The sequence below is a fragment of the Streptomyces sp. 8P21H-1 genome (assembly GCF_013302945.1).
In genome coordinates this window covers 926-1177 of the sequence record NZ_JABTYA010000246.1, presented here as the reverse complement: position 1 = coordinate 1177, position 252 = coordinate 926, and the positions used below count along the sequence as shown (strand labels likewise).

Sequence of the window (252 nt, the reverse complement as noted above, 5' to 3'; positions counted from 1 at the left end):
CTGTAGACCAGCACGGCATCGTTGTCCGCATGATGGAAGTGCAGATCGCGCAGTTGCCGCAGGGCGGGACTGCGCCGCCTGATCGCGTTGAGCCGGGCGAGCAGCGGGGCGATGGTCCGGCCCTCGCGCTCGGCCGCCGCCCAGTCGCGCGGCCGCAGCTGGTACTTCTCCGAGTCCAGGTACTCCTCGCTGCCCTCGCGCACCGGCACGCCCTCGCACAGCTCGTACCCGCTGTAGACGCCCCAGGTCGGG

The 252-nt window shown here is 71.4% G+C and carries 1 pseudogene; it reads right to left on the bottom strand.

Features of this window, described 5'->3' with window-relative positions:
• A pseudogene (locus tag HO151_RS07395) lies at window positions 1–252 on the bottom strand (alpha-1,4-glucan--maltose-1-phosphate maltosyltransferase); the annotation flags it as partial.